The organism is Halobacillus sp. SY10 (assembly GCF_045401165.1).
Lineage (GTDB): Bacteria > Bacillota > Bacilli > Bacillales > Halobacillaceae > Halobacillus > Halobacillus aidingensis.
This window is the reverse complement of sequence record NZ_CP174345.1, coordinates 2,621,866-2,647,353: the sequence shown is the minus strand read 5'-3', so window position 1 is coordinate 2,647,353 and position 25,488 is coordinate 2,621,866. Positions and strand designations below refer to the sequence as shown.

The window sequence follows — 25,488 nt, the reverse complement described above, 5'->3', positions numbered from 1 at the left end:
GCATCATGTATCCATACGGACCTTATTATTATGGTTATGGGGGACCGCCGGATTCTTATGGATATAGGGGTTACCCTATGGAAGGTAATGCCCTGTATCCATACACTCCTTATCAACAGGGCTATTATGGGCAGCCGGCTTACCAAGCTTATCCTTATCAGGTAAATAGGTCATTCAATCCTCAGAGGGACAGTTGGAAGAGGTGGGAAGACCTCGGATCACCTCCAAGAGGTTTTAGAGGGTCGCCGACTGTTTCATCATGGCAGGCAAATCGGTTGGATTGCTTTGTCAGAGGCAGTGATAACCGTCTGTGGCATAAATGGTGGAATGGCTCAAGATGGCAGGAGTGGGAAGACTTAGGTGCCCCTCGTGGAGGAGTAAGAAGCTCGCCCGGGGCTGTATCCTGGGGGCCGAATCGAATTGATTGTTTTGTAAGAGGTACGAATGAACGGATGTGGCACAAATGGTGGGACGGTTCAAGATGGAGAGAATGGGAAGATCTCGGTTCGCCACCTCCTGGATTTGATGGATCACCAGCTGTATCCTCCTGGGAGAGGAATCGCCTTGACTGTTTCGTTCAGGGAGACGATAACAACCTGTGGCATAAATGGTGGGATGGTTCCAGGTGGAGACAATGGGAAAACCTCGGTGCGCCAAGAGGAGGCGTCCGGAGTTCTCCGACAGCTGTATCCTGGGGGCCGAATCGAATTGATTGTTTTGTCCGGGGAAGAAATGATGTCATGTGGCACAAGTGGTGGAACGGAACACGCTGGAGTGAGTGGGAAGATTTGGGGTCACCAAGAGGTGGATTTGATGGTGCCCCTGGTGTTTCCTCCTGGGCACAAAATCGTCTGGATTGTTTTGTGCGTGGGGACAATAATCAGCTATGGCATAAATGGTGGGACGGTAGACAATGGAGAAACTGGGAGAACCTTGGTGCCCCAAGAGGGGGCGTGCGCTCTTCGCCAGCTGCTGTATCATGGGGAAGAAACCGGATTGACTGTTTCGTCCGCGGTGCGAATGACCATATGTGGCACAAATGGTATTCATAATAAATCAAATAAAATCCTGAGGAGTGATCCTCAGGATTTTACTGTTTATGCATTCGCTCCAGGTCCTTGCTTGGGACGATTCTTATTGGTGCGGTGGCCGACTTCTTCTTCAATCGGCAGGCTTTCTTTCGGTGTTTTATTGTTCGTTTTCGCTGCGTTCATTTGTGACGTTCGTTTTCCCATCAACATCTACCTCCTCTTATGGGCATAGTTTGTATATAATGAAGAGAGGTAAAACGAGGAAATTTTTTCTTTCATGAAACCTTCCATTAATAAGAACCGTAGGAATAATGGGGAGGTGGACCGTGTGAGACAATGGTTGAAAAGCAAGAGAGAAGCATTGAAACGACGCAGACAAAATGCTGATAAATCCAGTATTTTTGATTTTTTGTTTGAACTATTGCTTTGGTTGCCTGAGCTGATCATTTTCCCCATCCGAATGGTCGTCTGGTTATTGAAAGGGCTCGGAAGGTTGATCGGTCTTATTTCCGATTTCAATTAATATTGGATATGGCAGGATTGTTGAAGACTTGATTTCGAGACTTTTGTGAGAGTTTAGGAGCTCCGGGAAAAGGTTCGCTTTCCGTGGGCGAGTGATGAGCCTCCTCGAGCTAACGCTCTGCGGGGTCTCATCTACCACGCACTTCCCACAGGAGTCTCACCGTTTCCCTCCGCCCCTTTACCCTATGAGGTTCTTGAAATCCCTCTAATAGTAACCTGCCGAGTTCTGTAAGGAAGCCTAGCCCACTCACGCCGTTATAGAGTCTTTTTAACCATAGATCCTGCACGAATAAGGCGTAGGAACAGGGTCTGGGAAACGTCCGCATGAAAAGCGAATGGAGAAACGAACGTGTGTGTTTTTCTACAAACGGATTCAAAACACCGCAAATCGTCGTTTCCCTGACCCCGTATCCATGGCCAGGAATTCTCTTTTATGATTTCAACTAGCCAAGACTTCCTTTAAGGATGAGCGGTATGTGCTCCTTGCGCTCCTGCGGAAAGCGAGCTATCCCCGCAGCCCCCATCCACTCAACAAAAGCCTCGAAACGGAGTCTTCAAGAATAGGGAGCTTATATAATATAAACGGAAAAGTGAAAAGGGGGAATGACATGCGTACGATAATATTATCGAATGGTGACACGGTGGAAGTGGACTGTCTCAGTTGTGCCTTAACCAGTGGAGAAGTCGAACCGGAAGGGGGAGTCATTGCGGAAACAGAGCATTTCCACGCACACCAGGATGTCGCTTATCCAATCAGAGGGTTAGTCATCGTAGCATCTAAACGGCATATCAAAGGCCTTGATGAGTTGACGGAACAAGAACAACGGGATTATATCACGTTCATAACGAAGATAAGAAAAGCGCAAAGGAAAGTTTTAGGGATTGAGAATGTGTATTATTTCTATAACGAAGACACGACCCACCACTTCCATTTATGGATGGTGCCCCGTTACGACTGGATGTATGAATTCGGACGCTCGGTGGAATCGGTTCGACCCGTTTTACTTCATGCGAGGAAAAATAAAAACGAATGGGATCATACAAAAGTTTTGGAAGGCATTCGCTTGTTAACAGAGGTGCTGAATGAATAGGGACATCCTCATATTCTTTTTCGTGCTTCTTTTTTTAAGTGTAACGGTTCAAGCTTCCAGTCCGTTTGTTACAAGCGAGGAAGGGGCAGTCGGTTATTATTATCAAGTTACCAAAGCGGAAAATACATACACATGGTTGATTGAAGGAAAAGACAATATACAGACCGTGATAGAAACAGAAGAAAATGAAGATCGTCTTCAATCATTCCGGACAGGTGTAGAAAATGCAAACAGTCATTTGTTTACTCTCTGGATTACGGGCGTGTTTTTTATCATCGTCTCAACTCTCACCCTTTACCTATTCAATAAGCGCAGTCATGTGGTTAAGGAATCTTTACTGGTCATCATCGCAGCTTTTTGTATTCCGATTTACATATTGTTTACAGCTTCCATTGAATTGAGTCAGGCGTTGAATGACGCGGAATATTATTTTCAATCGCTTATAAAATAGGGGGGATATGATGTACAGCATTTCTATGGTGCTCTTTACATTTTTCGTTTGTTTAACGATTAGTTCTGTCTTCAATATTTTGTTCAAGACTACGAGAAGGTGGGATTGGGCTGTTTCAATATTGTTGAGTGCCGTGCTCGCTCTGTTTCTTGTAGGGTTTATGGGAGGTTGAAGTGAAAAGGGGAGGTGGGATGATACTCGGTCACGTCTGCGTAAGTTAACAATCATACGATTTATTTTTGGATTGCTTGTATTAAGTTTGAGCGGCTATGGTTTATGGACAGAGGATTTTCGGGTTTTGCCGGTCATGTTATTGATGTTAGGTTTTTTGATGTTTGTTAAAGGAATGGTTGAAATCGAAAAGTGTAAAGGAGCCTATTCGATTCTTCATTTTCTTACCGCTACAGGCGTCTTTGTCTTTCTTTTTTATACATATGTCATATAAAAGGGAAGTCCCTCTGGCTCGCAGAGGGACTTCTTTTCTATGATGAATGCTTTCGCAATCATTCATTTATTATCTCAGAAATAATTTCATAGGAGCGCAAACGCGCGCTGTGGTCGTAGATTTGTGAAATGACCATCATTTCGTCAGCTTCGGTTTCTGCCTGGAATTTCTTTAATTGTTCTCTCACTGTCTCTTTACTTCCTATAATCGATGCGCCAAGTTGTTGTCTTAGTGCAGCCTTTTCTTGTGCTGTCCACACTTCATCCATGTTATCAACCGGTGGCTGGAGCAGATGATTCGTATTTCTTACAAGATTCAAGAATTGTTGCTGCAGGGACGTAGCCAATCTTTCTGCTTCTTCATCCGTATCTGCGGCAATGACATTGACGCCTACCATGACGTAAGGTTCATCAAGTACTTCAGAAGGCTGGAAACTAGAACGATACAAGTTCAAGGCGCCGCGCGTGTTGTTCGGTGAAAAGTGGCTGGCAAAAGAAAACGGCAGTCCGAGTTGGCCTGCAAGTTGTGCGCTGAATCCACTAGAGCCGAGCAGCCAAACCGGAATGTCCAGGCCTTCTCCTGGAATCGCGCGAATATGATGATCTCCGGCAAAATAGCCCCGTAATTCATCTAACATCGCGGGAAACTCATTGGGATCAGAGTCTAAGTTTCTCCGTAAAGCCCGAGCTGTCATTCCGTCTGTTCCTGGGGCACGTCCAAGGCCTAAATCCACACGTCCGGGAAACAGAGTTTCAAGGGTGCCGAATTGTTCTGCGACAATGAGTGGAGCGTGATTCGGAAGCATCACTCCGCCTGAACCGACACGTATGGAGTTCGTATTGTGCAGCACATGACTGATGGCGACGGATGTTGCGGAACTCGCGATAAAAGGCATGTTATGGTGTTCAGCCATCCAGTACCTTGTGAATCCCCACTTTTCAACATGTTGAGCAAGATCCACCGTATTTCGGAAAGAATCCGCCGGTGTTCCTCCCTCAATTACAGGGGCAAGGTCGAGGACCGAGAATTTTGTATTTGCTAAACCTTGTACAGACATAGGATAACCTCTTTTCTATTTCACTTTATAATAAGTGGGCAATATAACCCTTTCCTTCGTATGACATCACTTATCATATCAGCTATATTTCGTGTCTCAAAATAATCTGTTTGAAACTTATTCCATGTTCAGACGTCTATTTTCGAAAGGAGGGAGACGATGCGGCAAATGTTGATTACTCTCTGTTGTTTACTTTTCCCGTTTTTCTATTTATCTACAACGGTTACAGCCACTTCATGGGCCTACCCTTTTGTCGTCTATGACGGTTTCATTTATGTTGTTGAAGAAGAGACGGTAGAAGTGCAAGTGGAAGAGAAGATTGGAGAAGTGACCGCTTATTCGGATATGCACCAGTATGAAGGGGATTTTTCGAATGTTTTTGAAAAAGGGACGGCCTATTATAAAATCGTCGACCATCCTGCCACACAAGTAATTGCCGTTGAGGAACGAGAGGGCGTATTTAGAAGAGCGGAACGGGAAGCTCCCTATACCTACGTGAGTGAAGGGGAAGCAGGAGCGGATTCTTTTCTTGAAAAAGGAAAACCGGTGGAGCGGAACGATCTCGTCATTGGAACGTTGCTATTTGTGTGCTTTATCATCTTCATCGGTGGGGCTGTCTATCTTTTTCAACGTAGTGGGACGTGATTATGTGCACCTGCCATGTAGTCTGGCTGAACGCCGCGAAGGAGGATGACTTTGCTCAAACATTTGAAGTCCTTGTTTACACGAAAGTCTTGTGTGATCTGTAAGAAGAAGCCTGTGGACCCTAAGTCGTATGATGATGATGAAGGAGAAACGGTGTTCGTTTGCAGGTCATGTATCCCTTATGCTGAACGGAGGGCCGTGAGAAAAAGGTAAGTCTATGATCTTGATCATGATTACAGGCTTTTGATGATATAATGAATACAGAAAAACTTTTTAGAAACGGAACATCTTTATACAAGCTCCTCAACTCTTTCCTAGGAGGCTTTAGATGGACAATATTAAAGAGACGTTTCTTGAAGTCGTCCTCTCCATACTCCCCATTACGATTGTCATTACCATCCTTCAATTTACTTTAGTCTGGCTTCCGTTGGACATGTTCTTCCAATTTCTCATCGGCGTAGGGATGGTCGGGGCCGGCTTGGTGTTGTTTTTGCTCGGAGTCAATATCGGGTTGTTACCGATTGGAGAAATGATCGGCTCTGCGTTGTCTAAAACGAAGAGAATCTGGCTGATCGTTTTTTTCGGATTTCTTTTAGGTCTTGTAGTGACCATAGCGGAACCTGATGTCCGTGTGCTTTCCTCTCAGGTGGATCAGGTCTCTGGTGGACAGATCCCTATGGACATTCTTATCCTTTCCGTTGCGATCGGGGTAGGGGTGTTTGTCGCCCTCGCCATGTTCCGGATTATCTTCAGTATCAACATTGTTTACTTGCTTGCAGGGGGTTATGCTATTGTCTTTCTCCTGGCGGCGTTTACACCGAGTGTTTTCGTCCCGATATCCTTTGATGCCGGCGGAGTGACCACAGGCCCGTTGACGGTGCCGTTTATCCTTTCACTCGGTGTCGGTGTGGCCGCTGTCATGCGTGGGAAATCCTCATCCGGTGATGGGTTTGGTCTTGTCGCCTTAGCTTCGATAGGTCCGATTTTATCTGTTCTCCTTTTAGGGGTGATTTATGGGTGAACATCAAAATTTTCGAAGGCTTCTGGCACGTCCTGTTTGATGTTGCGACAGCGCTCATTCCATTATTCTTCTTATTCCTTCTCTTTCAACTTGTTTTTCTTAAGCTGCCATGGGAAAAGTTACAGGACATCCTGGTTGGCTTCATTTTGACTTATGCAGGTCTCGCTCTATTTTTGCAGGGGGTCCATATCGGCTTCTTACCTGTTGGCAGCATGATGGGTGAGAAACTGGGAACCATTGAAAACACTTGGCTGCTTGTACCCATCGGTTTTGTCCTGGGCTTTGTCGCCATTTATGCAGAGCCCGCGGTCAGTGTGCTTACACACCAGGTTGAGAAAGTCTCCGGTGGCTATATCCCACAGAAATTATTGCTCTATACACTTTCGTTTGGCGTCGGTCTTTCGATCGCTCTTTCCATGGTACGCATTTTGATCGGTATACCGATATGGTATTTTGTTGTCCCTGGTTATCTGTTCGCCTTGATTATCGTTCGGTTCTCAAATAAAACATTCACTTCGGTCGCATTTGACTCTGGTGGAGTAGCCACAGGCCCGATGACCGCTACTTTTATACTGAGTCTATTCGTAGGCATTGCCTCTGTCACAGAAGGACGTGATCCGCTTTTGGACGGCTTTGGAATGGTGGCTCTCGTTGCTTTGGCCCCGATTATTTCCGTCCTAACACTAGGCGTGATCTACAGGAGAAAGGAGCAGGAGCAGTATGAAAAAGAACAACTCCGGACAAAAGCTCATAGTAACGATCGTTAAAAAAGAGAAAGCAAAAAAAGTCGTCCATGCCTCGACTCTTGCAGGTGCCCAGGGGGGAACGACCTTTTTTGGTAAAGGTTTCAGAATGGATGAAAAGAAGCGTTTTCTCGGCATACCAGTAGAAAGGGAGCGGGAAGTTATCTTAACCCTCGTTTCCAATTCCATTTATGAATCGGTCATGGAAGCTATCATCCAAGCAGCAAAATTGAACCGACCGAGGCACGGCATAGGATTTGTCCTCGATACGAAAAATATCAGCGGCATCAATCATATGATCGGACTGGGACTTGAACCAGAACAAAACGCAAGTGAGGATGTGATGCAGATGGAAAAGCAGAAGCAGAAATTATCCTATGATCTGATTGTGACAATCGTCAATAAAGGGGATGCGGAAAAAGTCGTAGACGCCTCTAAAGAGGCAGGGGCAGAGGGCGGTACCATCATCACAGGACGAGGTACAGGTATACATGAAAAGGCGAAACTTTTTAATATATTAATTGAACCCGAAAAAGAAGTGGTGCTGACATTGATCGTGAAAGAAAAGTGTGATGGAGTCCTGCGTGCGATTGAACGAGGAGCAAGACTCGATGAGCCGGGCAGAGGGATTGCCTTTGTGCTGGATGTCGAACGGACGGTAGGGATCAACCATCTATTGAATCAACAATGGAGTGAAGAAATGAAGGAGTGAAAGCATGCAAATCAGAGCAGAAAAGAAAGAAGACTTCTCAACCATTGAACTGGTCATTTTAAAAGCATTTGAGAACGCGGAAATGAGTGACCAAACCGAACATCAACTCGTTGGCAGGTTGAGAGATTCTGATGCCTATATCCCTGAACTTTCTCTTGTGGCAGAGGAAAAGTATGAAATCTTAGGTCACATCATGTTAACGAAGATAAACATAGGTGAAGAAGAGTCTGTGAAATCCTTGGCACTCGCCCCAGTTTCTGTTCTTCCTTCTTATCAAAATCAAGGGATAGGCAAATCGTTAATGGAGCACTCTTTGAAAAAAGCGAGGGAGTTGGGTTATGAATCTGTCATTGTCCTTGGACATCCAGGATATTATTCCAAATTCGGTTTTCAACCAGCCTCCCAGTACGGAATAACAGCCCCTTTCGAAGTTCCTGATGAAGCTTTCATGGCCTTGGAGTTGAAAAGAGGGGCGTTAGAAAAGGTTTCAGGAACCGTCCATTATTCCCCGGAATTTTCACAAGAATAAAGGGTCTTACGGAAGATCAGGAGTCTCATCATTTTAGGATGATCGACAGCGTTCAGGTCATAAGGGGGAGAGAAGTTGAGGAAGTTTCTCATTTTTATGTTTGGGATGTTTGTCCTTCTTGCAGGATGCAGTTCTGAAAAAGAGAAGCTGATGGATGAGATAACCTCAGAAGTGGAAGGGCGTTATAGTGTTCTCGCTTTTAAGAGTGAAAAGGATTCTGGAGAAGCGTTTCAAAACGAAATCAACCAGAGGTTCAGTGATCCTGAAGTATGGGAGAACAGGCTCTATTCCTTCAACATCCTAAAAAGAGTGCCAGATGAACCCTATGATTACAAGAAACTATTGAATATCGAGGAGTTACCGCAATTTATCGTAATAGATACGGAGGAGATTGTTTTCCGTACGGCCCATATCGAGGACTTGGAAAGCTTTTTGCTCGGTGACGGTCAACATTCTTCTCATGAGCATTAAAAAAACGGAAGCTGAAGAGCTTCCGTTTTTTGTGATTTTAAAAAGGTTTCGTATGTTTAGGGTCTGCTGATTTCTGGGCAGCTCCTTGGTCGTAATACATTTCTTCAAAGGCTTCTTTGTTTTCATTTGCCATATTGACATGAGGCTGAGCTTTTCTTTTTCGGGCGAAGTAGATGGATAGGCCAATCAATACAATCGGAATCAATAGTAAGAGCCATAACATGTTTCGTTCCTCCTCAATGTTTTTGGCTTACAGTAACCCTATTCCCCTTCTAGCCGCTTTCATGCTGTTTATGACAAGAAATCCGTCTAAGGAACTGCTCCATGTAATAAACGAAATAAATCCTTCATAAGAAATTTAAGGAAACCGGTTTACTAAAAAACACGATTAATTGTGAAAAAATTTAAAAAAACCATTGAAAACGGATACATTTGTCGATATAATCAAGCTAACCTAATAAATCGATTGATTTTTTTTAAACATCAACGAAACCGGTTTCGTTGATGTGGGGGGAAGAGAAATTAGGCAGGAATACGAAAGGAATGGTGAAAGTGAAAAAGAATTTATCTGTCGTTATGTTGTTGGTCTTATCGATGTTTCTTTATGCGTGTAGCAGTGGCGATGAAGAATCGGCTTCAGGCGAAGGCAAAGTCACTTTGGATTTCTGGGTTTTTGGTGCGACGAACTATGAGGCGTTAGCAGAGGAATATGAAAAAGAAAATCCAGACGTAACCATTAATATTAAAAACTCTGAATTGGGCGACCACCACGATAGTTTGTTCACGTCCATTTCAGCGGGCACAGGCGCTCCGGACTTGACGATGATCGAGGTCGATCAGCTGGACCGTTACCGTGAAGCGCAAGATCGTTTTGTAAACTTGTATGACTTAGGTGCCGAAGAAATACAAGATCAATACTTAGATTGGAAATGGAAGATGGCTGAAAATGGAGAAGGAGATTTCTTGTTCGGTTTACCGACAGACATAGGACCGAAAGCGATGTACTTCCACACAGAAGTATTCGAAGAAGCGGGACTACCGACAGATCCTGATAAAGTCAATGAAATGATTTCAACTCCTGAACAATTTAAAGAAGCAGCGACAACCGTTTTAGATAAAACAGGAAAACCAATGGTAGACAGTATGGAAATGGCGTTCCGTGCAAACATGGATGCTCTTGAAGTCAGCTACTTCAACCGTGATGGTGAACTATTGATCGGTGAAGCAGATAACGGGGTAAAAGAAGCTTATGATTACGCTGTAGACCTTCACGAACAAGGTGTTGTAGGATCATTCGAAATGTGGACACCGGAATGGGCGAATGCCTTGAACCAAGGTGGGTTTGCTGTTGAGATGGCTCCTGCTTGGTTGAAAGGTTACATGACAGAAAACGCACCAGAAGGCGCAGGTAAGTGGAGAGTGACGACACTTCCAACGGACTTTGCCGGAAACTGGGGAGGTTCTTATGTAGCGATTCCTTCTGAAACGAAACATAGTGAAGAAGCGTACAAATTCGCTAAATGGATGCTTTCTCCTGAAAATCAATTAGAGTCCTTCGTAGAAAGTGGTTTGTTCCCATCTGCTCCAGAAGTGTACGAAATGGAAGAATTCGTGAACAACTCTGATGAGTATTTCGGCGGACAGAACACAGCTGCTTACTTTGCAGAAGCGGCAAAAGAAATCCCTGAAGTGTACAAAGGACCGAAATATGTAACCGTAAACAATGAAGTGTTGACAGCTCTTAGAAATGTTCAAGAAGGCGCAGATCCTCAAGAAGAATGGGAAGCAGCCGTTGAACGTATTGAAGGTTTAGTGAGTCGCTAAAGGTTTAAGGGCTGGATGGATTCCATCCGGCCCTCCTACATAAAGGAGGGAATAGAGTGGAGAATGTACAAAAACGTCAGCATGCTTCAAAAGTGAAAAAATCCACTACCCAAATGTCTGAAAAGAAAAAAGATATGCTGTCTGGATATTTATATATTGCACCCTTTTTCATCATTTTTGGAATCATAGGTCTTTATCCAGCTGTTTTCAGTATCGTATTGGCCTTCCAGGATTGGAATGGCCTCGGAGAAATGGACTTTGTGGGATTGAACAACTTTGTTGTCGTCCTTCAGGATCCTTTGTTTTGGAAATCCCTATATAACACCGTCATCATCGGCTTAATGGGGACAGCACCACAATTGATCGTCGGAATTATTTTGGCCTACTTCCTGAACATGGCCGTCATCCGTTTCACGAACTTTTTCCGTGTGACGATCTTTATGCCGTACATCACGTCCATGGTAGCCGTCGCGTTAGTATTCGGTGTTTTTTTCAGTAGTAGTGAGACGGCTTTGGCTAACTATGTAATCGGTCTATTCGGGGTGGATCCTGTCAGCTGGAAAACGTCCGAATGGGGTGCGAAAATCGCGATTTCCTTGATGGTTTTCTGGCGATGGGTCGGTTACAACACGATCATCTATCTAGCAGGTTTGCAAAGTATTCCGAAAGATTTGTATGAAGCAGCAACCATCGACGGTGCTGGCAAGGTTCAGCAATTCCTTCACATTACCATTCCAATGCTGAAACCATTCATCATCCTGACGGTTTTCATGTCTACTGTAGGTGCCCTGCAATTATTCGCGGAACCAGCGGTATTCTTAGGTTCATCCGCTTTCAACCGTGATGAAGCAATGACTGTTGTTATGTATCTTTATCGTGATGCTTTCAACTTAGGTTCGTTTGGTACAGCATCAGCGACAGCTGTATTATTGCTCATCATCATCGTCGGTGCAGCAGCATTGAATACGTGGTTGACTTCTGGAGTCGGTCGTAAGCAGAAAAGGAGGGCGTTTACGAAATGAGAAAGTCTAAAGGATTGAAAAAAGGGACGCTTCCCGTTTACATCATCTTATGGATCGCTTCCATTTTATCGATTTTTCCATTCTATTGGATGTTTGTTATGGCGACTCAGCCTAGTGCCGCTTACAACTCGATCCCTCCGACACTCTTGCCGGGTGATCAACTTGTAAATAACTTCATGAAAGTCCTGGATACGATTCCATTCTTTCAGGCGATGTGGAATACGATCCTTTTATGTACCACAGTAACCCTCGCTGTATTATTGATCAGCTCGCTTGCTGGATTCGCATTTGCGAAGTTCGAGTTCCCAGGTAAAAACTTTTTCTTCATCCTGATTCTATTGACCATGGTCATCCCTCCTCAGCTGGGATTGATTCCACAGTTCTATCTCGTTTCCCAATTAGGATGGTTGGATACGTTACTTGGGGCAGGAGTGCTGTTCCTGCTGAATCCATTGGGCATCTTCTTAATGCGCCAATACATCAGTGAATCTGTGCCGGACGAGCTGATGGAAGCGGCGAAGCTTGATGGTTGTTCAAACTTCAGGATTTTCCGGAGCATTGTGCTTCCGATCATCAAGCCTGCCTTTGCAACATTAGGAATCATCGTATTCACCCTTGTATGGGGAGAATTCTTATGGCAGTTCACCGTTTTACGTGACCCGGCATCCTACACATTGCAAGTAGCGCTCGCATCATTGAACAACGCGTTCCGTGTTGACTTCGGTATGCTGCTTTCCGGCGTATTCTGGGCAACTGTTCCATTGATCATCATCTTCTTGATTTTCAACCGCTGGTTCATTTCAAGCATCACAGAAGGGTCGATCAAGTAAATCTATGCCATCCACTCGTAATTGTTGATACAATAGATGGTAATCACAGAGCGGCTAGCTTTTAAGGAGAGAACAAGATATGGATTTGACAATACGTGACATCGCAAAAATGGCAGGTGTTTCTCCAGCCACTGTTTCTAAAATCATCAACAATTATGGAGGCATCAGTGAATCGACGCGAAAGAAAGTCTATAAGATTATCGAAGATACAAAATATCAACCGACGTTTTCAGCCAAATCTCTGGCTACGAAAAAATCGAATCTGATCGGCTTGATTTATGCCGGTAAGATCAATGTTGATTTCACTCACCCCTTTTTCAATGAGGTCGTCAATTCATTCAAGAGAGCAGTAGGGGCTTTAGGTTACGACTTGCTGTTATTCTCAAATGAAAAATTTTATAAAGGGGAAAGCAAGTACTTGGAAAGGTGTAAGCATTTCCATGTTGATGGATGCCTGGTCATCGCCGGTGATGAAATTGAAGAGGCTGTCCATGACATTGCGAAAAGCGAGATTCCTTGTATCGGGATTGACTTGAAGCTGGAAGGTCCGAGATCCAGCTACATTATGACAGACAACGCAAAAATCGGTGCGAAAGTCGTCGAGTATCTTTATTTGAACAAAGTCCGCAACATCGCCTACATCGGAGGAAAGCAAGATTCCCTCGTATCAAGTATCCGGAATATCGGCTTTATTGATGCCATGAACCAATTCGGACTTACGATCAACAAAGACTGGATCTATTACGGCGACTTTTTCGAAGAGAGTGGATATGAAGGAATGAAGGAAATTCTGAAAGGAGACCGGCTTCCAGAAGCGGTTTTCGCAGCTTCCGATATGATGGCCCTTGGCGCATTAAAAGCCATGAAGGAAGAAGGATTGTCTGTTCCTGAAGATATCCAATTGATTGGCTGCGATGATATTGAAGCTTGCCGGTACAGTGATCCACCACTGACGACTGTAAAGCAAGACAAACAAAAACTAGGAAAACTAGCGGCGTATATGCTTGAAGACTTGATCAAGGACGATCACGACATCCAGGATGTCAAAGTGGACCCAGAGCTGGTCCCACGAGCATCTACCAAAGAACGCTAGACTCCTAAAGATTAACTGGAGGTAAAGGCAATGACAACGATTCAATTTCCTGACAAATTAAAATGGGGCGCAGCGACTGCTTCCTACCAGATTGAAGGAGCCGCAAAGGAAGGAGGACGCACCGCATCGATTTGGGACGTGTTCTCCCACACCCCTGGCAATGTAAAGAACGGGGATCATGGCGATCACGCGTGTAACAGTTACCATATGTATAAAGAAGATGTGCAGCACTTGAAGGATCTCGGTGTCGACTTGTATCGCTTCTCGATTTCATGGTCCCGCGTCATCCCTGATGGGACAGGCGAATTGAACCCAGAAGGCGTTGAGTACTACCGCAACTTGATTCAGGAGCTGATTGATAACGGAATTGAGCCGATGATTACGCTCTATCACTGGGATCTTCCTCAAGTACTGCAGGAAAAAGGCGGATGGGAGAACCGCGAAACAACAGAGGCGTTCTTGTCCTATGCGAATGCAATGTTCGAGGAGTTCGGCGGCCAGGTGAAAAAGTGGTTGACGATTAATGAACCATGGTGTGCTTCCTTCTTATCTAACTATCTAGGCATCCACGCACCAGGAAAAACGAGTTTGCAAGCAGCGGTAGATGTTTCCCATCACTTGATGCTCGCTCACGGAAAAGCGGTGCAGTCGTTCCGCGAGCTTGTACCGGATGGAGAAATCGGGTACGCACCAAATGTCGGTTGGCTTGAGCCTTACAGCCCGAATCAAGAAGATATCGATGCATGTAAACGTGGGATGATGTGGCAGAAAGAATGGTTTATGGATCCTGTGTTCAAAGGTACATATCCAGAAACCCTGGTGAAACTTTTCGCTGAGCATAACGCGACCTTGAACATCGAAGAAGGAGACCTTGAAATCATCTCCCAGCCGATCGATATGATGGGAATCAACTATTATACAGGAAGTCTCGGCCGCTATAAGGAAGACGGAGGTTTGTTCCAAGTCGAAGAAATCGCTCTGGACGAACGCCGCACCGATATCGACTGGCCGATCTATTCGGAAGGTTTTTATAAAACCCTTACGGACCTTCACCAGACGTACGGGGATGTTCCGATCTACATTACGGAAAACGGCGCCTGCTATAACCATGGCGTAGAGGAAGATGGAAAGGTGCACGACAAAGAACGCGTGGACTATCTTAAACAACACTTGACCGCTCTGAACCGCGCAATGGAAGCAGGCGTACCGATCGTTGGCTATATTGTCTGGTCCCTTCTTGACAACTTTGAATGGGCGGAAGGATATGAGAAGAGATTCGGAATTATCCACGTGAATTTCGAGACGTTCGAGCGTACGAGAAAAGATAGTTACTACTGGTACAAAAACACGGTAGAGAACCACAAGTTTGAAAGATAAAATTTTTTGACCTGAAGGGAAACCGGTTTCGTTCTATTTTATAGGAAGATACTCGTTTCCCTTTCTTTTTTATAAAATGTCTTCTGTCATTGATAATCAAGGAACAAAATGATGAACCAACACCTCTTAGATTGACTACATACAGCTGAAAAAATTAAAGGAGGAAGCAGATTGAAGAAAATCTTTTATTGTTTGATTGTCCTGTTTATCGTTTTAGGAAGTTTCACTCCCGTTCATGCTGAAAAGTCCGATGGGAAACAAGAAGAAGGAATCCAGTGGTATGAAGAAGGTCTATTTGAAGGGCTGAATAACAAGAAAAATGAAAGCGCATCCATGAGCTATCAAGAATATGCCGTTGTATTAAGTCATCTATTCGGCGTAGATGAGAAAGAAGTCATCAAAAAAACACAAGAAGCAACCAATGATCCTGTCAATCTACGCTCTGCCATTAAACAAGGGGCAGCGAAGAATATTCTTACCGAATTTCTCCCTAACCAGTTGGAAGAACCACTTGATCAATGGGAGCATTCAGACAAACCGCTGAAGCGTAAAGACCTCCTACAGTTGGTGGATGGTTTCGTTAACGCCTACTATAACGAAGCGGGAGAATTCGAAGGGCAGGATATCAAAGGGAATGCATGGATCAATGCATCAGGCGTTACAATCTCTGAATCTACCATTAGTGGAGATTTAGTTATTGCTAGTGGGAAGGACATCCTTTTAAACGAAGTCACTGTAAACGGAACGGTTTATATCGATGAAGGGATTCAGAATGAAGTTTCCACTGTGAATTCAGATTTGAATCGTGTTCTCGTATATGATGCTGATGAAAAAGCTTCCGATTGGTCGCTCGTTTGGAACGATGAATTTTTATCAGACGAAATTGATGAAACGAAATGGAGTTATGATATCGGAAACTGGATTGTCGATGAGAATGGAGAGGGCGTCGCTGCTGGTTGGGGGAACAATGAGAAAGAATATTACACAGATTCCAGCGAAAACTCCTATACCGAAGATGGTCAGTTAGTCATCAAAGCTAAAAAGGAAGAAGAACCGATTTCAGATGAGTTTGGAACCTATGACTATACCTCAGCAAAGTTGAAAACAAAAGGTCTCTTCAGTAAGAAATATGGAAAATTTGAAGCAAAAATGAAACTTCCTGAGGGTCAAGGATTCTGGCCGGCATTCTGGATGATGCCAGAGGATGATGTATATGGACCGTGGCCGACTTCTGGAGAAATCGACATTATGGAAGCGGCCGGAAAAGACACGAGTAAAATCGGTGGAACGATCCACTATGGAGAAGAATGGCCGAACAATACGTACACAGGAAAAGAGTATCACTTCCCAGAAGGCGAGGATTACACAGGTTACCATACGTATTCAGTCGAGTGGGAACCAGGTGAGATTCGCTGGTACGTTGATGGAGAACTATATCAAACATTGAATGATTGGTTCAGCAAAGGTGAAAATCAAGGAGATAAGTATGCATATCCTGCTCCATTTGATCAAGAGTTCTACATGATCTTGAACCTTGCCGTCGGTGGCTGGTACGGCGGGGATCCAGATGAAACGACAGAATTTCCAGGCACAATGGAAGTAGACTATGTGCGTGTGTATGAATTAACTGGAAGAGAATACAAAGAGCCCGTTGAACCTGTCGTAGAAGAAGAGACATTGCCGGAAGATGCGAAACAGCCATTAGAAGACGGAAACTTTATTTATGATCAGAACTATGAAAAAGGAATAAATGTGGTGGATTCTCCAGAAAAAACACTCGACTCAACCTATTGGAATTTCCTTAAACTCCCGGAATTCCAAGGTGAAGGAAATCTAACAATTGATGAACTAGGAGGAGAAAATTTTGCGAAGACGGAGATTATTAACCCAGGAAATGCTCTATGGTCTTTGCAACAAATCCAGAAGCTTCCGGTTCTAAAAGGACACACGTACAAGGTATCGTTTGATGCGAAGTCCAGTACAACCCGGGACATCATGACAAAAGTATCCGGTGGAGCCGAAAGAGGTTATCCGAATTACTCTGGTGAAAAAACGATGGGATTGACGGAGAACCTACAATCCTATGAGTACACATTTAAGTTCAATCAGGATACAGATTTAGCCGCGCGTCTGGAATTCAATATGGGTAGCAATGGTACAGCGCCTGTATGGATTGGCAACGTCCGTGTAGAGGATATTACGGATCAAGCCGGAGAGGACCCATCGAAGCCTGCGTTGGGAGATGGCAACCTTATTTATAACGGTACCTTCGACCAGGGGGATATGACACGTCTCAATTATTGGGAACTGTCCTCGCAAAATGGTGCGGATGCGAGTGTAGTCGTACCGGAATCTTCTCGAAAAGCTGAAATCACCGTTGCAGAAGAAGGGCAGCAGCCAGGAGACATTCTTTTCTCTCAAAGCGGCATTCCGCTTGCAGAAAACCAGGAATATGAATTAACTTTCGATGCGAACGCATCAGAATCAAGAAACATTCAAGTGGAAGTGGTCAGCGAAGATGGTTCTGTCCAGTACTTCAGTGAAGAAGCTGTTTCATTGACTGAAGAGATGGCGGGTTATACGTTAGAATTCCAACTGCCTGAGGAGCTCTCGGGTGAAGTCGGCCAGCTGAGATTTCTTCTAGGTGGAGAAGATGGGGATGTGACGTTAGATAACATTCGTATGATTCAAACGTCCGTAATCGTTGCTCCAATCAATTTCCAAAATGGTGACTTTTCACAAGGAATGGAACCGTGGGAAAGTTATATTCACTTTGATGCGAATGCGGCTGTAGACGTTGTTGATGAAGAACTCAAAATAGCTATCGAGAATGCGGGCAATGAAACATGGAGTGTTTTAGCGGAACAGAAAAACCTTTCCCTTAGCAAAGGGGCTGCCTACAAATTATCATTTGATGCTAAATCAACCCTAGCCAGAGACATCGAGGTTACTCTCGAGAACGCGAATTATACACGTTACCTCAGTGAAACAGTTTCTCTAAATGAAGACATGGAACATTATGAGTTTCAGTTTGAGATGGTTAAAGATGATGTTACATCTTTGAAATTTTTGATGGGTCAATTTGCAGATGCCCATGACATTTATTTCGACAATGTAAAAGTTGAAGTGAAATAAAGGGGTAGACACGCTCTTTGCATAAAAGAGCGTGTCATTTTTTTAGGGGGAAATTGCCCAGACCGACATCTTCCCCTACACATAGGCTAATGAGAGTTAAGGGAAGGGGTGATTGATTTGGATCGAGTCTATCATCACGGTCACGGCACCTATGTCCCAGGGTATGGATACCATCATGGCCATGGGACGTACATCCCCGGCTACGGATATCACCATGGGCAAGGGACGTACTCTCCGGGTTATGGCTATGAACATGGGCACAGCTCATACGCGCCAGGACATGGATACCATCAAGGGCATGGCGGGTATAATCCGTGGTATGGTGGGTATCATCACGGTCACGGTGGATTTTATTAATAAATCGATATGAAAAAGGAACTTTCCATGCGGGAGGGTTCCTTTTTTTATGGGCGGATGCATAGGATGCTTGTACAGAGAATTATAGGGAGGCGATATCATGAAGAAGTTTTATCCTTTCTTACTGCTCTTAGGTGTTTTTGCTTTTATCGGTTATATGGAATCCCCCCAGATGAAACCTGAGGATTCATTGCATTACCCTGTCAGTACAGAAAAGAATGAAACCGAAGCTGTGGCTGCAGATGTGAAAGAAGATTCGAAGCTGATCATGGAGTTGGAACTTGTACATGAGGGTACGAAGATGGTGGGTGGAACGAAAGTGGAAGCTTATCGGGAATACGAGATTTATAAGGATCGGGATGGAAATATCGTAAAAGAAGTACCAACAGAACATTATAATTATTTAGGATATGAATGAAAAAGGTCACTCCGGATGGAGTTGACCTTTTTCCTCTTTCTATATGGATCGTCGGAAAGCTTTCACGATGATTCCGTCATTAGCAGGTTCGAAGTCGTGCTCGGGCAACCGCTCGAATCCGTTGCGCTCATACAAGGCGATGGCGTCTTTCATAAAATCACCGGTATGCAGGCCGATTTCAGAATACCCTTTCGCTTTGGCTCTTAAGATGCATTCTTCTATTAAACTGGAAGCGATTCCTTTCCCACGCGCTTGTGGGATGACAGCAAGTACACGGATTTCAGGATAATCCAGTACATCCACATACCCTTCATATGCGTCTGTCTTTGCCGGGAAGAGGGCGACACTTCCTAGAATGTTCCCATTCACTTCTGCCACGATGAGATCTACACCTGGCTGTTGGTCAGCTTCAGAAGAGACAGCCTTCTTCAGTGCATTCCAATGTTCGTCCGGAATCGAACCGATATGGTCTTCGTAAGCAACCATTCTCAGTTTTCGGATCTCAAGTAATTCTTCTTCTTTCGCATTTCGAATCGTAATGTTCATGTCGTTCTCCTTTAAAACCGAAACTTATCTCTCGTCTGGCTTAATTTTTTACGATGATGAGGGGACTCCCATACAGACAGGTCAGGACCTTTAGGTAGAATTTTCTTTTCTGCGAGATTCGGGTTGATGGTGATCGATAGATGATAATGCTGCTTTATGGCATGAAAATCTGTGGTATCACCAAATCCTTCTGTCTGATACAGGTCGCGGGCATACCCCCAAAGGCTCGGGAATTCACGAATCAGATTTCGATTTGTGTTGAATCCATTGTAATAAGCAACATCAAAACGTGCAAGGGTGGTATAAAAGCGTACGTCTGCCTCCGTTATGTAGTCACCCAGGAGGAAGCGGTTTTTAGATAGATGTTGATCGAGCTTATCGAGGCGTGCAAAAAGCTGGTCATACGCGTGTTCATAAGCTTCCTGGGATTGAGCGAAGCCGCATTTGTAGACGCCATTATTGATGTCGTGGAAAATGACCTCGCTCCAATAATCAATATCTTCTCGCAATTCTTTAGGATACAGATCAGGAGCACCTTCTTTGTGAAAAGAAGCCCAGGCGGTTTCAAAATCTGTGGTCAAGTTAAAATAGTCATTGTTGACAGCTTTTTTCTCATCAATATCAACCATCACTGGTACAGTCGGTCGTCCGGAATAGTTGTTATCTGCATTGAGATAGACTTCACTTACATACTGAATGCCTAGTTCAGGGTCTTTGCCATTTTCATCCAAAGAAAATTCCCAATCCACACGGTCGATCTGCGGGCGAAGAGGGCTTGCGGTTCCAAGACTGATTGAAGTATCAAGTCCAAGGATTTTCCGGACTATGACTGCTCGGTGAGCCCATGGACAAGCGGGAGACCAAAGGAGACGGTATTTTCCTGCTTCTACGGGAAGTTCTTCACCGAAAGAAGCAGTGAAGCGGTTGGTTTGACGTTTGAAGGAACCGTCTTTGTCGATTTCAACAGGTTTATTGGTAGAACTCATTCAAAATCCCTCACTTTCAAGATAATTCAACAGTATCTTTTTTATCGCATGTTTTTTATTAACGGTCAACAAAAACTATCAGGGAAATAGTGATCCAGAATTTATTCCCTTTCGTATGCTTTGTGAAACGTGAAGAATCTCCTTTAAAAAGATATACTAGGAAGACAATGGCATAAAAAGGGGAATTTGAATGAGCAAACCGACGGACTATGAGTTATACGAACAAATCCGTAATAAAGACAAAACGGCTCTCGAAACCCTCTACAACCGATATGAGAAATTATTATATTCTTTTGCTTATCGAATGATGAAGGATCAGCAAGCCGCAGAAGAAGTGATGCAGGATGTCTTCATTAAGTTGTGGAGAGGCAAAGGAGCAGGTCAATACGTGAAAGAACGCGGCAAGTTTTCAAGTTGGCTGTTGACCATCACAAGAAATGCTTCCATCGACTTGATTAGAAAAAAGAAAGTCCAGGAAGTGGAGTGGGATCAAAGAGATTCCATGAATGAGGAAATGCCTGGTGTCGAAGAGGTCGTGACAGATAAAGAAGAACGTGACCAATTGCGAAAAGCGATCGACACGCTACCCGATGAACAGCAACGCATGATCTGCCTTTTTTATTTCCAGGGATTATCGCAACGGGAAATCGCTGAAAAATGTGAGATTCCCCTTGGTACAGTCAAAGGCCGGGTCCGGCTCGCATTGAAAAAATTGCGCGAGCATTTGGATGAGAAAGGGGGGACCACCGATGAATGAGAAACAATGCGAGAATGTTCTTGATTACTTGAATGAACAGCTAACAGAAAAAGAGAGAGAAGAGTTCGAACAACATTTACGGGAGTGTCCCGACTGTCAGGCAGAAGTGCAGGAATTGGAGAACCTGATGGGAGGCATCCCTGCATATATGAAAGAAGCGACACCTCCGGCTGGTATGAGGGAACGTGTCTTAAATGATGTGTTCAAGGATGAAGAAAATGAACACAAAAATGAAACGGAAGAAAAACAGGCGCCGGTCCTCTCTCCTAAAAAGCCGAACAAGTGGAAGGTTTGGGCTGGTGCGCTTGCAGCAGGTCTACTCCTTTCCGTAGGTGGTAATATCTTCGCTGGCCTGCAGCTTCAACAACTATCTTCACAAAATGAAGATCTGGAGTCGAATCTTTCTGACCTTCAAGTCGCTTTATCTGAACTCGAAGATCGTGAAAGTGAGAATGGAGATACGATGACACCGACCGAGCGGACGCAGCTTGCATCAACGGGTGTGGCCGGATCTGGAGTCGCGACCCTTGTTGATCGTAACATCGGTTCTGAACTGCTTGTCCAAGTGGAAGAATTGACTCAACTTGAAGGGGACCAGGTCTATCAAGTATGGCTGATCGAAGGTGAAAATCCTGAACCAGCAGGTGCTTTTACGACAGATGGTGAAGGTAACGGTGCGGTGACTTTCCGGATTGATGAAGAAAATCAGAAATCATGGGATGCGATCGCCATCACCAAAGAACCACAACCGAATAACCAGCTTCCTGAAGGAGAAGTTGTATTACAAGCGGAACTATAGGAAGATATTGAGGAGATTGGCTCATTGAGCTAATCTCTTTTTTTATATTTAAATGATTTATTCCGGCTTCTTCACCCATAAATTCACTTGTAAATGACTAATCGTCACTTTTATGATCGGTTCTTTCTTTAATTGAATCTTTTCCATTTGGTTTGGAGGAAATAAATAAAACCCAAATTTGTCCCCATTCCGGTAATGAAATCCAGATGAGCCAGAAGGAGTTAACTCATAAGTTTCGTCATTATACACGGCTTCGGCTTCCGCTTTAAAATGATGAGTAAAACCGTTAGTATTCCGTGCATGTTCTAATCCGGAAACTAATGTCGCCCCATCCGCATCATAACTTCCACTTGATCTGAATGTTACTTCGTATGTTGAACCACTACGCGTTACTTTCGTTACATAAATTTTATTTTCACTATCCTCAAAGAGCACTTTTCCTTCGTTACTCTCAAGATCACTTAAATTAATTTCTACCGTATATTTTTCTTCCAAAGGGAAGGTCTTATGATAATAACCCTCAATGTTACTAGTTACATAGCTGATCCCTTTGGATTGTAGATGGAAGCCTTCAATGATGCGCGGGATCAGCAGGGTGCCGATTACGATGATGGCCATGAGGATATACAACGTATTTAAATGAAATAATCTTCTTATCACAAATTTTCCTCCTCATAAAACCGAATAGTAATCCATTAAAACTAAACATAAAACTTATGCTCATATTACCATAAAATTACAAATAATTCTTAGTTGGTCTTTATGTGGACACACGCTAATCCTACTGGTGGCTGCCCCTTCGTAAACTTGAAAATTTCTTTATTTCGACAGCCGTTTTCGACAATCATTCCCTCATTTGCCAGAGTATAATGTTTCCATATAAATGAAGGAATTAATGGAGGAAAGAGCATGCTGCTAAAAAAACTTGTGTTTACGCTGGGGTTGTTGTTATTGAGTTCATGTTTGATGGTAAAGCCGGCAGATGCCGCTGAGAAGGAAGCCATTATTATTAACAAAAGCAATAATCAACTAGCTTTTTATGAAAATGGTAAACTTCAGAAAGTTTTTCCTGTAGCAACAGGAAGAACGAGAAGTTTGACTCCGGAAGGGAAATTCTCTCTCGTTAATAAAGTGAAAAACAGGCCATGGTATAAAGAAGGCATCCCCGGTGGTGATCCAAGGAATCCATTGGGCGCGAGATGGCTTGGGATAAAAGTTCCGGGGGACTGGGGACATACTTCTGGGAATATGTATGGAGTGCACGGAACCAATCAGCCGTCTTCCATCGGAACTTACGTATCCAGTGGATGTATTCGTATGTATAACAAAGATGTCATATGGTTGTATGATCGAGCGGATAAGAATATTCCAGTTTATATTACAAGTACCTCCTCATCTTTCACAGCATTAGCGCAGAAATATGGAGTTGGAGCTAATAAAGCAGTTGCAGGAAATGAATTTTTTAATGAAACGTTAAGGTATGGCAGCAAAGGAGATTCAGTTGCAATTCTGCAGAGAAAACTCAACATAAAAGCTGATGGAATGTTTGGTCCACAGACCTTAAGAGCTGTTAAGAAGTATCAAACGTCGAAAGGGTTAGTAGCTGATGGTATTGTCGGGCCAAAAACAAGAAAAGCATTATTCAGTAAATAGTTAAGAGCAGCAAGATCTAAGTTGTGAGCGTAAGAGATAATCCCAAACGAAAAGAAGCTCCTTCTCTGATGAAGCTAAGAATCTTTAGCTTCTTTTTTATGCTCGGAGAAGAAATAGTCATTCAGGATAAATATTCGAATTTTTACTTTTGAACTGTAACTCTTCCATATTATGGTCGTCTTATAGAAGAGGGAGGGATGGTGGATTAGAAAAATTTTAGTAATATCGGTGCTTCTATTATGCGTGCCAGTGGCCATTGGGGTTTTTTATTATTTTTCAACACCTCCAGAACATCCCATTCCGAATGTCACAACAGCTGGAATGAGTGTCCCTGTAACAGAAGGTTCCTATTGTTGGAAAGGACCTCGATCAGCTGAATGTGTAGATAAAGTTTTCACAGATCCCATAGATATGGGAAAACAATATGAACCGACCGGAGTAGCCCCTAATCAAAGGATTAGTGTGAGTTTTGGTCAAGCACCTGCGCAAGAAATGAAAATAGAACAATGGGTAGAAGAGGGTTATGTGAGGGAAATTGATTTTAAGAGAAGTGAAGTAATGGCTCCCATCGAAAAAGGAGTGTATGTCTATTATATTACGGCTCAGTGGAAGGAAGGGGATGGCCATTACGCTTTTTCAATAGAAGTAAAATAAACAAGATTGGAAAGGGGAGATGGACTTGTTAATGACAGATCGGACAGTTATGAAAGAGATTCAAAACATAGATCTGGAAGAGGTAAAGGAACTTTACTTACATCCAGTGGTCAGGAAATATCTTGGAGGTCCACGTGATGAGGATAGTATTGCTGCGCTCTTTGAAGGAATGCAGACCTCAGATGAAAAGTCTCTCTATTTGGTGGTACGTGAATTAGGAACCAATCATTTTATTGGGTTAGTTTCACTTGATCCTCATCATGATGGGGGGAATATTGAGATTTCATATCAATTCCTGCCTCGTTGGTGGGGGAAAGGGTATGGTTCTGAAATTGTGGAAGAAGTCGTAGGCTATGCTTTTAATGAGATGAATCTCCGAAAAATCACGGCCGAAACGCAGATGGCCAATGTGTATTCTTGCAGACTTTTAGAAAAAACAGGGATGAAATTAGACAAGACTATCACTCGTTTTGGCGAAACCCAATGTATTTATTCTATACGTCTAAATGAACGGCATGGATCTACATAGGTTAGATACCTCAGGAAATATAGGCAAGTTTTTTGAGATAATAAAAGAAAGGGATGACAGAGTGAAGAATTCTAAGAAGCATATTTATTCCCATGTAATTTTAATCTTCATTGTTTTCATGACTGCTGGATGTCAAGACATAAAGGGTAAAGAAACAACTTTAACTACAGGTGAAGACGAGTCTGGTGTCAACCATCACACAGAGACGGGGTCAACGGAAAAGGAAAGTGATCAAACAGATTCCAGCGAAGAAAAAGGTACTTCGAAAAACCAACCGGAGAGCGCATCTTCAAAAGGATCCGGGGAAGATCAATCAAAGGCTAACCCCTCAAATAGCGTGAATTCTAATCAATATTCAGAAGGTGAAAAGGTAGATTTGACTCCTTACACGTCCAATGAAATCGAATGGGCAAGAGTTTGGCATCAACTAGCTCCCAACCAACAGATCGACAAAATGTATGTGCGAAAGATTTCCGCTGGCAGTCTAATTAATCCTAACCATGAAGAGAGTGCTGTCTATCCTGAGGATGTGATTCAGTTAGAAGGTACACGCTTAGTCGATGGAGCCGTCACTTATAGTGGTAACGGAGATGGCACAGTGAATGTCTATAATGTACCCGCCCGGTGGAATGAAAAGCTGAATGGAGAAGTGGATAACGATGAGATTAAAAAAGTCACGGAAGATGTAATGAAAACCACAAAGCAAGTGAGGATTGAGGCAGTTTCCAATGAGGACATCGTAGCGTTGATCGAGAAGATACAAATGGTAGATCCACAGTGAATTTTTCCT

30 protein-coding genes are annotated in these 25,488 nt (G+C 43.7%); 24 read left to right on the top strand and 6 right to left on the bottom strand.

The genetic code is table 11. The annotated features are described in order from the left end of the window. Positions 1 to 5 precede the first annotated feature (5 nt). Positions 6 to 1,052, top strand: a complete 1,047-nt coding sequence (locus tag ACJA3J_RS13545) for a carbohydrate-binding protein (protein WP_406944347.1) — start codon at positions 6 to 8, stop codon at positions 1,050 to 1,052. Positions 1,053 to 1,097: 45 nt separating this feature from the next. Here ACJA3J_RS13545 and ACJA3J_RS13540 read toward each other — a convergent pair whose 3' ends face one another. Beyond that, entirely contained in the window at positions 1,098 to 1,235 is a 138-nt protein-coding gene (locus tag ACJA3J_RS13540) for a hypothetical protein (RefSeq protein WP_406944346.1), read from the bottom strand. Between the two features lie 124 nt (positions 1,236 to 1,359). Between ACJA3J_RS13540 and ACJA3J_RS13535 the strand changes: the two genes are divergently transcribed. The 3 genes from ACJA3J_RS13535 to ACJA3J_RS13525 all read left to right on the top strand — a co-directional run bounded on the left by ACJA3J_RS13535 (position 1,360) and on the right by ACJA3J_RS13525 (position 3,095). After that, entirely contained in the window at positions 1,360 to 1,554 is a 195-nt protein-coding gene (locus ACJA3J_RS13535; protein ID WP_406944345.1) for a hypothetical protein, read from the top strand. 607 nt (positions 1,555 to 2,161) lie between these two features. Next, complete coding sequence (locus ACJA3J_RS13530) at positions 2,162 to 2,644, top strand: HIT family protein (RefSeq protein ID WP_089651834.1); 483 nt, start codon at positions 2,162 to 2,164, stop codon at positions 2,642 to 2,644. Then, positions 2,637 to 3,095, top strand: a complete 459-nt coding sequence (locus ACJA3J_RS13525) for a hypothetical protein (protein ID WP_406944344.1) — start codon at positions 2,637 to 2,639, stop codon at positions 3,093 to 3,095. The genes ACJA3J_RS13530 and ACJA3J_RS13525 overlap by 8 nt, the downstream gene beginning before the upstream one ends. 503 nt (positions 3,096 to 3,598) lie before the next feature. Here the strand turns inward: ACJA3J_RS13525 and ACJA3J_RS13520 are convergent. Next, a complete protein-coding gene (locus ACJA3J_RS13520) occupies positions 3,599 to 4,597 on the bottom strand; it encodes an LLM class flavin-dependent oxidoreductase (protein ID WP_089651837.1) in 999 nt (332 codons plus the stop codon). A gap of 159 nt (positions 4,598 to 4,756) precedes the next feature. Here ACJA3J_RS13520 and ACJA3J_RS13515 point away from each other — a divergent pair, with 159 nt between their 5' ends. From ACJA3J_RS13515 to ACJA3J_RS13490, 6 genes are all read left to right on the top strand, one after another. After that, a complete protein-coding gene (locus ACJA3J_RS13515) occupies positions 4,757 to 5,242 on the top strand; it encodes a hypothetical protein (protein WP_406944343.1) in 486 nt (161 codons plus the stop codon). Between the two features lie 328 nt (positions 5,243 to 5,570). Further along, positions 5,571 to 6,263 carry a DUF1538 domain-containing protein gene (locus ACJA3J_RS13510; protein ID WP_089651839.1) on the top strand — a complete coding sequence of 231 codons (693 nt, stop codon included), beginning with the start codon at positions 5,571 to 5,573 and terminating at the stop codon, positions 6,261 to 6,263. Beyond that, positions 6,260 to 7,030, top strand: a complete 771-nt coding sequence (locus ACJA3J_RS13505; protein ID WP_406944342.1) for a DUF1538 domain-containing protein — start codon at positions 6,260 to 6,262, stop codon at positions 7,028 to 7,030. Before ACJA3J_RS13510 ends, ACJA3J_RS13505 begins: the two co-directional genes overlap by 4 nt. Further along, positions 6,984 to 7,718 carry a P-II family nitrogen regulator gene (locus ACJA3J_RS13500; RefSeq protein ID WP_406944341.1) on the top strand — a complete coding sequence of 245 codons (735 nt, stop codon included), beginning with the start codon at positions 6,984 to 6,986 and terminating at the stop codon, positions 7,716 to 7,718. Before ACJA3J_RS13505 ends, ACJA3J_RS13500 begins: the two co-directional genes overlap by 47 nt. A gap of 4 nt (positions 7,719 to 7,722) precedes the next feature. Next, the gene (locus ACJA3J_RS13495; RefSeq protein ID WP_406944340.1) at positions 7,723 to 8,247 is read left to right on the top strand and encodes a GNAT family N-acetyltransferase; all 525 of its coding nucleotides are present in this window, start codon (positions 7,723 to 7,725) and stop codon (positions 8,245 to 8,247) included. A 75-nt stretch (positions 8,248 to 8,322) separates the two neighbouring features. Next, complete coding sequence (locus ACJA3J_RS13490; RefSeq protein WP_406944339.1) at positions 8,323 to 8,718, top strand: hypothetical protein; 396 nt, start codon at positions 8,323 to 8,325, stop codon at positions 8,716 to 8,718. A gap of 37 nt (positions 8,719 to 8,755) precedes the next feature. On the opposite strand, the gene ACJA3J_RS13485 is transcribed toward ACJA3J_RS13490, so the two are convergent. Next, positions 8,756 to 8,941 (bottom strand): hypothetical protein, encoded by a 186-nt coding sequence (locus ACJA3J_RS13485; protein ID WP_089651844.1) that lies wholly within the window; start codon positions 8,939 to 8,941, stop codon positions 8,756 to 8,758. A 320-nt stretch (positions 8,942 to 9,261) separates the two neighbouring features. On the opposite strand from ACJA3J_RS13485, the gene ACJA3J_RS13480 reads away from it, so the two are divergent. The 8 genes from ACJA3J_RS13480 (at position 9,262) to ACJA3J_RS13445 (ending at position 18,774) form a co-directional block, all read left to right on the top strand. Then, positions 9,262 to 10,542, top strand: coding sequence for an ABC transporter substrate-binding protein (locus ACJA3J_RS13480; RefSeq protein ID WP_406944338.1), 1,281 nt, complete (start codon positions 9,262 to 9,264; stop codon positions 10,540 to 10,542). Positions 10,543 to 10,655: 113 nt separating this feature from the next. After that, on the top strand, positions 10,656 to 11,564 hold the full coding sequence (locus ACJA3J_RS13475) for a carbohydrate ABC transporter permease (RefSeq protein WP_089651894.1): 909 nt from the start codon (positions 10,656 to 10,658) through the stop codon (positions 11,562 to 11,564). Beyond that, the gene (locus tag ACJA3J_RS13470; protein WP_089651846.1) at positions 11,561 to 12,394 is read left to right on the top strand and encodes a carbohydrate ABC transporter permease; all 834 of its coding nucleotides are present in this window, start codon (positions 11,561 to 11,563) and stop codon (positions 12,392 to 12,394) included. Before ACJA3J_RS13475 ends, ACJA3J_RS13470 begins: the two co-directional genes overlap by 4 nt. A 79-nt stretch (positions 12,395 to 12,473) precedes the next feature. Next, positions 12,474 to 13,487 carry a LacI family DNA-binding transcriptional regulator gene (locus tag ACJA3J_RS13465; protein WP_089651847.1) on the top strand — a complete coding sequence of 338 codons (1,014 nt, stop codon included), beginning with the start codon at positions 12,474 to 12,476 and terminating at the stop codon, positions 13,485 to 13,487. A gap of 30 nt (positions 13,488 to 13,517) precedes the next feature. Next, a complete protein-coding gene (locus ACJA3J_RS13460; RefSeq protein ID WP_406944337.1) occupies positions 13,518 to 14,864 on the top strand; it encodes a GH1 family beta-glucosidase in 1,347 nt (448 codons plus the stop codon). A 171-nt stretch (positions 14,865 to 15,035) separates the two neighbouring features. Next, complete coding sequence (locus ACJA3J_RS13455) at positions 15,036 to 17,999, top strand: carbohydrate binding domain-containing protein (protein WP_406944336.1); 2,964 nt, start codon at positions 15,036 to 15,038, stop codon at positions 17,997 to 17,999. A gap of 117 nt (positions 18,000 to 18,116) precedes the next feature. Beyond that, positions 18,117 to 18,356 (top strand): hypothetical protein, encoded by a 240-nt coding sequence (locus tag ACJA3J_RS13450; RefSeq protein ID WP_406944335.1) that lies wholly within the window; start codon positions 18,117 to 18,119, stop codon positions 18,354 to 18,356. A 100-nt stretch (positions 18,357 to 18,456) separates the two neighbouring features. After that, a complete protein-coding gene (locus ACJA3J_RS13445; RefSeq protein WP_406944334.1) occupies positions 18,457 to 18,774 on the top strand; it encodes a hypothetical protein in 318 nt (105 codons plus the stop codon). Positions 18,775 to 18,813: 39 nt separating this feature from the next. On the opposite strand, the gene ACJA3J_RS13440 is transcribed toward ACJA3J_RS13445, so the two are convergent. Both ACJA3J_RS13440 and ACJA3J_RS13435 read right to left on the bottom strand, forming a co-directional pair. After that, entirely contained in the window at positions 18,814 to 19,320 is a 507-nt protein-coding gene (locus tag ACJA3J_RS13440) for a GNAT family N-acetyltransferase (RefSeq protein ID WP_089651852.1), read from the bottom strand. An 11-nt stretch (positions 19,321 to 19,331) separates the two neighbouring features. Then, positions 19,332 to 20,306: a glutathione S-transferase family protein gene (locus tag ACJA3J_RS13435; RefSeq protein ID WP_406944333.1), complete on the bottom strand. Its 975-nt coding sequence runs from the start codon at positions 20,304 to 20,306 to the stop codon at positions 19,332 to 19,334. Positions 20,307 to 20,496: 190 nt separating this feature from the next. Here ACJA3J_RS13435 and ACJA3J_RS13430 point away from each other — a divergent pair, with 190 nt between their 5' ends. Continuing rightward, entirely contained in the window at positions 20,497 to 21,063 is a 567-nt protein-coding gene (locus tag ACJA3J_RS13430) for an RNA polymerase sigma factor (protein ID WP_115894926.1), read from the top strand. Next, a complete protein-coding gene (locus ACJA3J_RS13425) occupies positions 21,056 to 21,862 on the top strand; it encodes an anti-sigma factor domain-containing protein (protein ID WP_406944332.1) in 807 nt (268 codons plus the stop codon). Before ACJA3J_RS13430 ends, ACJA3J_RS13425 begins: the two co-directional genes overlap by 8 nt. Positions 21,863 to 21,919: 57 nt before the next feature. Here ACJA3J_RS13425 and ACJA3J_RS13420 read toward each other — a convergent pair whose 3' ends face one another. Beyond that, positions 21,920 to 22,522 (bottom strand): hypothetical protein, encoded by a 603-nt coding sequence (locus ACJA3J_RS13420; RefSeq protein WP_406944331.1) that lies wholly within the window; start codon positions 22,520 to 22,522, stop codon positions 21,920 to 21,922. Positions 22,523 to 22,771: 249 nt separating this feature from the next. On the opposite strand from ACJA3J_RS13420, the gene ACJA3J_RS13415 reads away from it, so the two are divergent. From ACJA3J_RS13415 to ACJA3J_RS13400, 4 genes are all read left to right on the top strand, one after another. Beyond that, positions 22,772 to 23,515, top strand: a complete 744-nt coding sequence (locus tag ACJA3J_RS13415; RefSeq protein ID WP_406944330.1) for a L,D-transpeptidase family protein — start codon at positions 22,772 to 22,774, stop codon at positions 23,513 to 23,515. Positions 23,516 to 23,758: 243 nt separating this feature from the next. Next, positions 23,759 to 24,169, top strand: coding sequence for a hypothetical protein (locus ACJA3J_RS13410; RefSeq protein WP_406944329.1), 411 nt, complete (start codon positions 23,759 to 23,761; stop codon positions 24,167 to 24,169). A 19-nt stretch (positions 24,170 to 24,188) separates the two neighbouring features. Next, positions 24,189 to 24,698, top strand: coding sequence for a GNAT family N-acetyltransferase (locus tag ACJA3J_RS13405; RefSeq protein ID WP_406944328.1), 510 nt, complete (start codon positions 24,189 to 24,191; stop codon positions 24,696 to 24,698). 61 nt (positions 24,699 to 24,759) lie between these two features. Then, on the top strand, positions 24,760 to 25,479 hold the full coding sequence (locus ACJA3J_RS13400) for a hypothetical protein (RefSeq protein ID WP_406944327.1): 720 nt from the start codon (positions 24,760 to 24,762) through the stop codon (positions 25,477 to 25,479). The last annotated feature ends 9 nt before the right edge of the window (positions 25,480 to 25,488 follow it).

Coding starts and splice junctions, on each gene's coding strand:
- ACJA3J_RS13525 (WP_406944344.1), top strand. CDS start 2,637: ATGAATAGGGACATCCTCATATTCTTTTTCGTGCTTCTTTTTTTAAGT.
- ACJA3J_RS13530 (WP_089651834.1), top strand. CDS start 2,162: ATGCGTACGATAATATTATCGAATGGTGACACGGTGGAAGTGGACTGT.
- ACJA3J_RS13485 (WP_089651844.1), bottom strand. CDS start 8,941: ATGTTATGGCTCTTACTATTGATTCCGATTGTATTGATTGGCCTATCC.
- ACJA3J_RS13430 (WP_115894926.1), top strand. CDS start 20,497: ATGAGCAAACCGACGGACTATGAGTTATACGAACAAATCCGTAATAAA.
- ACJA3J_RS13425 (WP_406944332.1), top strand. CDS start 21,056: ATGAATGAGAAACAATGCGAGAATGTTCTTGATTACTTGAATGAACAG.
- ACJA3J_RS13540 (WP_406944346.1), bottom strand. CDS start 1,235: ATGGGAAAACGAACGTCACAAATGAACGCAGCGAAAACGAACAATAAA.
- ACJA3J_RS13415 (WP_406944330.1), top strand. CDS start 22,772: ATGCTGCTAAAAAAACTTGTGTTTACGCTGGGGTTGTTGTTATTGAGT.
- ACJA3J_RS13465 (WP_089651847.1), top strand. CDS start 12,474: ATGGATTTGACAATACGTGACATCGCAAAAATGGCAGGTGTTTCTCCA.
- ACJA3J_RS13475 (WP_089651894.1), top strand. CDS start 10,656: ATGTCTGAAAAGAAAAAAGATATGCTGTCTGGATATTTATATATTGCA.
- ACJA3J_RS13520 (WP_089651837.1), bottom strand. CDS start 4,597: ATGTCTGTACAAGGTTTAGCAAATACAAAATTCTCGGTCCTCGACCTT.
- ACJA3J_RS13460 (WP_406944337.1), top strand. CDS start 13,518: ATGACAACGATTCAATTTCCTGACAAATTAAAATGGGGCGCAGCGACT.
- ACJA3J_RS13445 (WP_406944334.1), top strand. CDS start 18,457: ATGAAGAAGTTTTATCCTTTCTTACTGCTCTTAGGTGTTTTTGCTTTT.
- ACJA3J_RS13495 (WP_406944340.1), top strand. CDS start 7,723: ATGCAAATCAGAGCAGAAAAGAAAGAAGACTTCTCAACCATTGAACTG.
- ACJA3J_RS13500 (WP_406944341.1), top strand. CDS start 6,984: ATGAAAAAGAACAACTCCGGACAAAAGCTCATAGTAACGATCGTTAAA.
- ACJA3J_RS13440 (WP_089651852.1), bottom strand. CDS start 19,320: ATGAACATTACGATTCGAAATGCGAAAGAAGAAGAATTACTTGAGATC.
- ACJA3J_RS13405 (WP_406944328.1), top strand. CDS start 24,189: ATGGACTTGTTAATGACAGATCGGACAGTTATGAAAGAGATTCAAAAC.
- ACJA3J_RS13545 (WP_406944347.1), top strand. CDS start 6: ATGTATCCATACGGACCTTATTATTATGGTTATGGGGGACCGCCGGAT.
- ACJA3J_RS13480 (WP_406944338.1), top strand. CDS start 9,262: ATGGTGAAAGTGAAAAAGAATTTATCTGTCGTTATGTTGTTGGTCTTA.
- ACJA3J_RS13510 (WP_089651839.1), top strand. CDS start 5,571: ATGGACAATATTAAAGAGACGTTTCTTGAAGTCGTCCTCTCCATACTC.
- ACJA3J_RS13435 (WP_406944333.1), bottom strand. CDS start 20,306: ATGAGTTCTACCAATAAACCTGTTGAAATCGACAAAGACGGTTCCTTC.
- ACJA3J_RS13470 (WP_089651846.1), top strand. CDS start 11,561: ATGAGAAAGTCTAAAGGATTGAAAAAAGGGACGCTTCCCGTTTACATC.
- ACJA3J_RS13515 (WP_406944343.1), top strand. CDS start 4,757: ATGCGGCAAATGTTGATTACTCTCTGTTGTTTACTTTTCCCGTTTTTC.